The following is an 8,328-nucleotide window of genomic DNA, read 5'->3' as shown; positions in this document are numbered from 1 at the left end:
CATATATCCTATATTTCGTCTGCAAACTTGCTTCTACTATAAATATATTTCCTTAATACTTCCTTAATCAATAGTTAAATTGTGGCATACAAATTACTCATTCTTGAAAAGCTTAATTTCATCATTCCACTTTATGATATAATAACTATTTTTTAGAAATCCTTAATGCTATCCAAGATTTCACATGAAAATACGAAAGAATTAATAAAAAGGCGTTGCACGTTTTTAACAACTATTACTATAACGAAAAGAACCTGCCACAAGACAGGTTCTTTTCGTTATTTTATGATAAAAGAGAAAATGATTAGCATGTGTATTATATAAAAGGAAGCAGCCATATTTTCCATACGATACATACGAGTACTATAACTACAAAATCAAAAAAATCTAATCTCGGACCTTTTTTCATATTCATATGTAGCCACATATGAAACCATTTTATTTTCGTATATTTATGAATGTTTTTCTTGGCAAATCGGTAAATAAGCATTTGCATGATAAAAAATCCGGCCACAAAAATAAATAATAAGATGAGAAATCCAATCACAAAATTCCTCCTATTTTTGTAGCGTTTTTTCTACTATCCGATTTTTCAAAACCCACTCTTCAAACTGGGCACTTCCAAATTCCCAACTAAGATCGCGAGCATGTACAGAAAAAACGTAATGACCAGCATATTCGTCCATAAACCTCCCTAACTCTACATCGTCTTTCTGAATACCGTATACTCCAAAATTAAAATACACATCCCATACGTCTTCATTCTTCCTCTTATAAGCAATCGATTCCATGTCACATTCTGTCCCAAAATAATCAAGATGTAAATGTACGCTATCATCGTATTCGTACTCCATTTTATCACCCCTTATATTTGTACTTCTTTACCATCCAAAAAATTCCTGCTATCTACACTCACATATAGGCACTTACCTACATATCATGCTTGTAGAGTGACTTCTAGGAGGTGTTATATAGTGAAAAAATTAATCGCGATTTTTTGCATCATGTTACTAGCTGTTTTTACTTTTGCTGCTTGTAGTAATAAAAAAGAAGGTACGAAAGAACAAACTCAAAACATTCGTGTCGGCGAAGTTACCCATTCTCTCTTCTACGCCCCGTTATATGTCGGGATTGAAAAAGGATTTTTTAAAGATGAAGGACTAGATATTGACCTACAAACAACAGCCGGTGGCGATAAAACGATGACCGCCCTATTATCTGGCGGAATTGATATTGCTCTCGTCGGTTCTGAAACGTCTATTTACGTTCATCAACAAGGAGCGAAAGACCCTATCATTAACTTTGCACAGCTTACACAAACAGATGGGACATTTTTAGTTTCACGTAAAAAACTAGACTCTTTTAATTGGAATGACGTAAAAGGTGTTACATTTTTAGGACAGCGTAAAGGCGGCATGCCGCAAATGGTTGGAGAATACGTTTTAAAGAAAAATGGCATTGATCCTCATAAAGATACAAACTTAATTCAAAATATTGAGTTTGCTAATATTGCAAATGCCTTTGCATCTGGTACTGGAGAGTTTGTGCAGCTCTTTGAACCGACTGCAAGTATACTTGAGAAAGAAGGTAAAGGTTATATCGTCGCTTCATTCGGAAATGAATCTGGTACTGTTCCTTATACAACGTTCATGGCAAAAGAAAGTTTCTTAAAGAAAGATAAAGCTGCTGCTGAAAAGTTCACACGTGCGCTCTATAAAGCACAGCAATGGGTTGATACACATAGCCCAGAAGAGATTGCTGATGCTGTTTCTCCGCTATTTAAAGACACTTCAAAAGACATAACAATACAAGTAATTGAACGGTATAAAAAACAGCATTCTTATGCGACAAATCCACTACTAGATGCGGAAGAATGGAAACAGCTCCAAACTATTATGAAAGACGCTGGCGAATTACAAAAAGAAGTTCCACATGAAGCGCTCGTCAATACAAAAATTGCCGAAAGCGTTATTAAGAAATAGAGGCGAAGTGTATGAGTTTTTTACAAATACGTAACGTTTCTCACTGCTTTTTTGCAAAAGAGAATGCCAAACTTATTCTCGAAGATATGAGCTTACAAGTGGAAGAAGGCGAATTTATTTCTATACTCGGTCCCAGTGGTTGTGGTAAAACAACACTCCTCTCAATCATTGCTGGGCTACTTGATCCAATTGACGGTATCGTCTTTTTAGATGGTGAACCGATTACAACGAAAACTTCATCTATGGGATATATGTTGCAACAAGATTACTTATTCCCTTGGAAAACGATTGAAGAAAATATTATGCTTGGACTTCATATTCGAAAGATTTATGATGAACAGATGAAAGAACATACTTTAAATCTTTTAAAACAAGTCGGTCTACATGGGGTAGAAGGACAATATCCTCGTGAACTATCCGGCGGTATGCGTCAACGTGCCGCTCTCGTTCGAACATTAGCGACTGATCCAAAAATTTTATTACTAGATGAACCATTCTCCGCACTCGATTATCAAACGAAATTAAAACTAGAAGAACTCGTTTTCAACTTGCTAAATAAATATAAGAAAACATCACTACTTGTTACTCACGATATTGAAGAAGCGATCGCGATGAGTGATCGTATTTATTTACTGCAAGCGAATCCTGGAAAAATCGCAAAAACCTTTATCGTCCCGGAAAGTATCCGTTCTTTATCACCGTTAGAAGCACGCCATCACTACGATTTCCCAGCCCTCTTTCAAGATATATGGAAGGAGCTGGAACGACTTGGATAATATAAAACAACTACATGAACAATTTCGAAAGAAAGAACGTAGGCGTGCTTGGATTGCTCGCTCTCTACAACTTTTACTACTTATTCTTTTCTTTGCACTATGGGAAATATCTAGCAAAAGAGAATGGATTGATCCTTTACTCTTTAGCTCTCCTTCAAGTATTTGGGATCTCTTCTTAACGAAATGGATCGACGGTTCACTTTGGGTCCACATATGGACGACATTGCTGGAAACGGGAGTAGGCTTCATTCTCGGAACAGTATTTGGTGCTATTATTGCAACGTTTCTTTGGTGGATGCCACTTCTAGCCCGCGTACTTGATCCTTATCTCGTCGTCCTAAATGCAATGCCAAAAGTTGCACTCGGTCCAATCATCATCGTTATTTTCGGTCCAAACATTTCATCTTCTATCGCAATGGGAGTAATCATTTCCATCATCATTACCATTCTCGTTATTTACAGTGCGTTTCAAGAAGTCGATTCTAACTATATAAAAGTGATGGACACATTTGGCGCAAATAAATGGCAATGTTATAAGCAAGTCGTTCTCCCTGCATCCTTTCCAGCAATTATCTCAACGTTAAAAGTAAACGTTGGTTTATCCTGGGTCGGTGTTATTTTCGGAGAACTTCTCGTTTCCAAACAAGGACTTGGCTACTTAATTAGCTACGGATTCCAAGTCTTTAACTTCACACTCGTCTTACTTAGCGTACTACTCACATGTGTTCTCGCAACTCTTATGTATGTATTTGTCGAGGCATTTGAAAAAATTCTAATTGGAAAAAGAAAAAGAAGCTGACTCAAAACAGTGCGCTATAGTCAGCTTCTTTCTTTTACCTTTTATCACACATTTTCGTTTCATTTGTAATGTTTCCATCCGCAACCGTAACTGTATGGAAACATTCTTTCACACGTACTGTAACGACATTATCTTTTCGATCTATCACATGATAATCATTAAACTTTTCATTCAAAGCACTACGAATTTGCTCCCCTTCAAAAATCGGAAAACCGTGAGACATTACCCAAATGAGACCAGCAACAGCAAGAATCGTTTTCATACGTTTCATTACCTCCTCGAGAGTAAACTTATAGTCCCTACAACACGCGCATTATAATTGTGTCTAAATTGTGACATTTTTATACTAATTCTATTTTATACCGCCAGTTCCTTCTTCTTTTCGATAAAAATACAGAATTTTCAATTTTATCAACATGAAAAAACGTAAAGAATTAAAAATTCTTCACGCTTTACTTTAACGAAACTATATCGAACGCATAACTCACATTAGTCTCCACTTTGTTGTTCTATCGTTTTCGAAACATCATATAATCCTGACAGCACTTCCGCTCTCATTTTTACAAGCTCAGGGAACTGATGGAAGAAAGCAATTTTCTTATATTTTAACTCTGTTCCTTCTTTCACTTTTTTTGAATCTTGTAAAATGAACGCTGTAAATGTATCTGCGATATCTTCCGTTACATTTGTTGTTCCATACAGCGATACAAACTCATCATGCTTTTCTTTATAAAATTTAATTTGTGCCTCTTCACTTTCTTCTACTTTCTTTTCTGTCCACTCTTGTTCAATTGGTTTCCAAAATTCATTATAAAATTGGTTAATATACGAAGTTTTTCTCGCACATCCATTTTTCAAGAACACCGTTTTACATTTATTTCGATATGATGAAATGTCTTTCTCTTCATCAAACGCCTCTAAATATTTCCTATCCACTGGTACTTGTTTATGCCCAATCGTTAATACGTGAGCCGTTTCATGAATTAATGTTTTCATCACTTCATCTATATTCACCCCAGAATCGAGCACGTCTAAACTAAGCAACCAATCTCTCGGGTCATCCATACTTGGCATGACATGAGCAACAACGCCATCATAACCATCCGTTATTAGATCAAACCCTGTTATATTCTCACGATATTTCACTGGAATGAGAGTGCGATACATGTCCCATAAAGTTTCATGATACTCTCTATCTTGCCGCTGGCTTAACAAATCATCTTTTGCTACTTCGTCATCTGCAAAAGCTTTATTCAATCTCTTACGATCCAATTTCTCAAAATAAGGATCTACAATTTCATCATCATCGATATAATAAGAAGCTAAAAAGAAATAATTGTCATCCTCTTCTTTTTTCTGTTCCGCCTCTTTCATATTCATACTTTCATACTCTTCTATGTCATAATCCTCTACTTTTTCAAGTTCTGAAAGTCCCTCTATCTTTTTATATACTTTTTGTAATGTTTTATCTCCTATTTGCGTGCACTCTTCTTCTGTTTTACAAATTTCTTTTTCTTTCGTAACCTCAATAGCACTATCGCATCCTGCAACTAAACTGCTTGCTATCATACAACACATTAACTTGCCATACAGTTTCTTCATACAATCCCCCATTATTCCATTCTACAAAATATCATAATCATTTTTTTGTGAATATGCGATAATTAATTATAAAAACTGCAAGGAGGTTTCCCATGATTCGTGCAATCTTATTCGACTTAGATGGCACACTATTAGATCGGCGCCAATCTTTAGAACAATTTATTTGTGACCAATATAATCGCTTCGCCTCACATTTGATGGGCATAGAAAAATCCGAGTATTGTTCTCGATTTCTTGAACTTGATAATAATGGCTATACGTGGAAGGGTAAAGTGTATGCTCCTCTCCTTTCCGAATACAACATTACTACTTTAACGCAAGAGCAACTGCTACACGACTATATTACAAACTTCCAACATCATTGTATTTCTTTCAAAAACACGCATGAACTACTTCAACAGTTAAAACAGCGAAACATTAAAATTGGTATTATCACAAATGGTTTTACTGAATTTCAGATGAGCAACCTTCGAGCACTACATATACATACGTATACAAACACCATTCTCGTTTCAGAAACTGAAGGAATTAAAAAACCTCACCCTGAAATTTTCGAACGTGCTTTGCAAAGACTAGATGTTAAGGCAGAAGAATGTCTTTATGTTGGAGATCATCCAGAAAACGATGTGCTTGGTTCTGAACAAGTAGGGATTCTTGGTGTTTGGAAAAAAGATTCGTTTTGGGGTGATTTTAAGCATTCACGTATCGTAGATGATTTATTAGAGGTTCTTTCATTTTTAGAGGTAGAGATAAAAATACAATAATAGCAAATAAATTATATCAGCGATTTACCAACAAAAAGTGACCATAATAAGAGGAGGCCGTTGCTCAAAAACGCCTCCTCTTTCTTTATTCATATACTGTAAACTGTGGTTTACTCGGATAATCTTTTACTAGCGCATCATCTGGAAACTTTGAAACTTTTTGATATAAGGCAATGTCACCGATACAACCTGCTGTTAGTAGAATTCCTAAAAATGAGAGTGGCTCCAGATTCATAGCTAATCCCAATACAATTGGCAAAATTCCAGTTGGTAAAAACGGAAGCATTAACACTTTCTTCATTTGCTTTACTGTAACCGCCTGTTTAGAATGAGCATATGCAACACCTAATTTCCAATTAACGCCCCATTTTAGTTCACTCCACGGAATACCTCCGATATAGCGAAATCCTATTAAATGTATCGCTTCATGAATACAGACGAGAACAATCATTGCAATAATAAACAGAAACATCGTTAATAATGTAACTTCAACTTGAACCCCACCTGAAAGAAATATATGCAAATAACCTATTCCAAACGACAAAGCAATTATTATAAAAAATAAAGAAAAGTTTAATTTAACCATCGAAACAGTAACAGTCGTTTCTTTTCTTTTATCCATCTTCCCCCTCCTAAAATGTAAGTATACCTTCGCGAAATTGTATAATATACCCAAAAATAACATAAAGATATATTTACATTTATTATTACATACAAAAAAAGAAACCGGCTACTTTACTTCGTAAAACAGCCGATTTCTTCTATATGTTTCATCGTACGCGCTAATACGTCATCGCGCATTATAAAGCTAAATTTTCTGTTCGTTTTAATGTTGTCAGGAATGTCTTTTAATAAAACAGACCCTTTCGTTTCTTCGTAATGCGTATGTTCTTCTACCGCACTAATTGTTGCAAAATAAATGTTTTTAATGATTATTTTGTCTTTTCCAGATACTTTATATTGTCCTAAGTAAGTTAAATCAGAAACTATGCCGCCAGTTTCTTCATGAACCTCTCGAACTGCCGCTTCTTCCGGTGTTTCCCCTAGTTCTACTTTACCACCTGGAAATTCAAGACCACGACGTAAATGATGTGTTAATAACCATTGATCCCCGTACCGGCATACAACCCAAACATGCTTTGGCTCAGGAGAAAATGGATAACGTTCAAACGATAATTGTACAGTGTTGTGGTAATAATCTTTAAATTTGTACATGCCATTACTCCCCTATTGATGGTTACAAGTTTTTCCTACCACAAATTGTAGCATATTCTCGCTTTTCTGCATAATATTATCCAATTACAATCCATTGATTATTCCCATTTGCGCGACTAATTCTTTCGTCTCATGATTTCCTAAATCGTAAATCATTTTATATGCTTTTTGTAGTTGTTCATCATATCGGTCATTATTTGAATCGTGATGATACTCAACAAATGGAACGTGGGAGCGTACAAATGAACCTAAATCTTCTACATATGCTTGATCGAAGTGCTCTCTTAATTCCGTAATTTCCTCATCATTTGCATAAATTTCAAAATTATACGTATCCGCCGTCTTCACTTGTGAAATTTGACCATTTCCTATTGATATATAATATGTTTTTTTCGTTTCCATGTAGCACCCTTCTTTCATCCTTTTATTTTCTATTGTTTTCATCAATTACAAAATTATGTAAAATAAAGAAAAGGAGGGGTTTTATGTTCAAAATATTAATTATCGGTATTATCATCGTCCTAATCATCCTCGTACTCTCCATCATGACAATTAATAAAGGCTATGCTTATAAACATTACGTCGATAAACTAGAAGATAATCCTTATACAAAAAAGAATAAGGAGAATTCCTAATATGCTTCGTATACTCCGCATCACAATCGCACTCACTGTGTTCGTTATGTCGGCAATTGGATTATATACAGGTCAAAATAATTTTCTACCTCTTTCACAATTTCTATTAGGGGCTTTAATGTTTCTCATCGCATTTGAACAAATAAAGAAAAAGGAGGCAGCAACTGGGCTTATTTGTATTATTTCCGGTGCTTTCATTTGGATTGTTCTCATCATTAGCTATATAAAATAAAAGGAGGTACATGCATGCTAAAAGGAGTACGGATTACTTTATCACTTATTGCTTTATGTATAGCAATCTATAGTTTCTTTACTAGTAATAGAGAAATTATGCCTTATATGTTCATCTTTTTAGGGATGATGGCTTTCGTTATTAGTATAGAGGAAATCTTAAAGCAGCAAAAAGGTGGTAGTATACTTGCTCTGTTAGCAGGAGCTGGTGCTTTATTTCTTGGCTTCTCAGAAATATTTCGATAAATAGTCCCTTTAAAGGAGGTATACAATGCTAACTGGATTACGCTATTTTTTCATGCTTCTCACACTCTCTCTTTGCAC

At 35.2% G+C, this 8,328-nt stretch carries 14 protein-coding genes; 7 read left to right on the top strand and 7 right to left on the bottom strand.

The features are described from left to right. Nucleotides 1-316 precede the first annotated feature (316 nt). Nucleotides 317-547, bottom strand: coding sequence for a hypothetical protein (locus DN403_RS21860; RefSeq protein WP_000578981.1), 231 nt, complete (start codon nucleotides 545-547; stop codon nucleotides 317-319). A gap of 10 nt (nucleotides 548-557) precedes the next feature. Further along, nucleotides 558-854 (bottom strand): DUF3986 family protein, encoded by a 297-nt coding sequence (locus tag DN403_RS21855; protein WP_000455579.1) that lies wholly within the window; start codon nucleotides 852-854, stop codon nucleotides 558-560. Nucleotides 855-974: 120 nt separating this feature from the next. Here DN403_RS21855 and DN403_RS21850 point away from each other — a divergent pair, with 120 nt between their 5' ends. Genes DN403_RS21850 through DN403_RS21840 form a run of 3 tightly spaced genes read left to right on the top strand, consistent with a single transcriptional unit; the run spans nucleotide 975 to nucleotide 3,557 of the window. Next, nucleotides 975-1,982, top strand: coding sequence for an ABC transporter substrate-binding protein (locus DN403_RS21850; protein WP_000733138.1), 1,008 nt, complete (start codon nucleotides 975-977; stop codon nucleotides 1,980-1,982). Between the two features lie 11 nt (nucleotides 1,983-1,993). Then, on the top strand, nucleotides 1,994-2,758 hold the full coding sequence (locus DN403_RS21845; RefSeq protein ID WP_000009025.1) for an ABC transporter ATP-binding protein: 765 nt from the start codon (nucleotides 1,994-1,996) through the stop codon (nucleotides 2,756-2,758). After that, nucleotides 2,751-3,557: an ABC transporter permease gene (locus DN403_RS21840; RefSeq protein WP_000368775.1), complete on the top strand. Its 807-nt coding sequence runs from the start codon at nucleotides 2,751-2,753 to the stop codon at nucleotides 3,555-3,557. Before DN403_RS21845 ends, DN403_RS21840 begins: the two co-directional genes overlap by 8 nt. Before the next feature lie 34 nt (nucleotides 3,558-3,591). On the opposite strand, the gene DN403_RS21835 is transcribed toward DN403_RS21840, so the two are convergent. Further along, nucleotides 3,592-3,819: a hypothetical protein gene (locus tag DN403_RS21835; RefSeq protein ID WP_000849113.1), complete on the bottom strand. Its 228-nt coding sequence runs from the start codon at nucleotides 3,817-3,819 to the stop codon at nucleotides 3,592-3,594. A gap of 227 nt (nucleotides 3,820-4,046) precedes the next feature. Next, nucleotides 4,047-5,159 carry a hypothetical protein gene (locus tag DN403_RS21830; protein WP_000737815.1) on the bottom strand — a complete coding sequence of 371 codons (1,113 nt, stop codon included), beginning with the start codon at nucleotides 5,157-5,159 and terminating at the stop codon, nucleotides 4,047-4,049. A gap of 92 nt (nucleotides 5,160-5,251) precedes the next feature. Here DN403_RS21830 and DN403_RS21825 point away from each other — a divergent pair, with 92 nt between their 5' ends. Next, nucleotides 5,252-5,923, top strand: coding sequence for an HAD family hydrolase (locus DN403_RS21825; RefSeq protein WP_098829223.1), 672 nt, complete (start codon nucleotides 5,252-5,254; stop codon nucleotides 5,921-5,923). Between the two features lie 85 nt (nucleotides 5,924-6,008). Here the strand turns inward: DN403_RS21825 and DN403_RS21820 are convergent, their stop codons facing one another. The 3 genes from DN403_RS21820 to DN403_RS21810 all read right to left on the bottom strand — a co-directional run bounded on the left by DN403_RS21820 (nucleotide 6,009) and on the right by DN403_RS21810 (nucleotide 7,540). After that, complete coding sequence (locus DN403_RS21820; RefSeq protein ID WP_098829222.1) at nucleotides 6,009-6,545, bottom strand: DUF3267 domain-containing protein; 537 nt, start codon at nucleotides 6,543-6,545, stop codon at nucleotides 6,009-6,011. Nucleotides 6,546-6,658: 113 nt separating this feature from the next. Beyond that, a complete protein-coding gene (gene mutTA / locus DN403_RS21815; RefSeq protein ID WP_000276385.1) occupies nucleotides 6,659-7,138 on the bottom strand; it encodes an antimutator 8-oxo-(dGTP/GTP)ase in 480 nt (159 codons plus the stop codon). Nucleotides 7,139-7,222: 84 nt separating this feature from the next. Next, entirely contained in the window at nucleotides 7,223-7,540 is a 318-nt protein-coding gene (locus tag DN403_RS21810) for a hypothetical protein (RefSeq protein WP_000448411.1), read from the bottom strand. An 83-nt stretch (nucleotides 7,541-7,623) separates the two neighbouring features. Between DN403_RS21810 and ytzI the strand changes: the two genes are divergently transcribed. The 3 genes from ytzI to DN403_RS21795 are packed head-to-tail and all read left to right on the top strand — an operon-like array spanning nucleotide 7,624 to nucleotide 8,250. Beyond that, on the top strand, nucleotides 7,624-7,773 hold the full coding sequence (ytzI, locus tag DN403_RS21805) for a YtzI protein (protein ID WP_000472793.1): 150 nt from the start codon (nucleotides 7,624-7,626) through the stop codon (nucleotides 7,771-7,773). Between the two features lies 1 nt (nucleotide 7,774). Next, nucleotides 7,775-8,005, top strand: a complete 231-nt coding sequence (locus DN403_RS21800) for a DUF3953 domain-containing protein (protein ID WP_000944462.1) — start codon at nucleotides 7,775-7,777, stop codon at nucleotides 8,003-8,005. Between the two features lie 14 nt (nucleotides 8,006-8,019). Beyond that, nucleotides 8,020-8,250 (top strand): DUF3953 domain-containing protein, encoded by a 231-nt coding sequence (locus DN403_RS21795; protein WP_000912056.1) that lies wholly within the window; start codon nucleotides 8,020-8,022, stop codon nucleotides 8,248-8,250. The last annotated feature ends 78 nt before the right edge of the window (nucleotides 8,251-8,328 follow it).

The sequence above is a fragment of the Bacillus sp. AY2-1 genome (genome assembly GCF_008368965.1).
Classification (GTDB): domain Bacteria; phylum Bacillota; class Bacilli; order Bacillales; family Bacillaceae_G; genus Bacillus_A; species Bacillus_A thuringiensis_S.
This window is presented reverse-complemented; position numbering and strand designations above follow the sequence as displayed.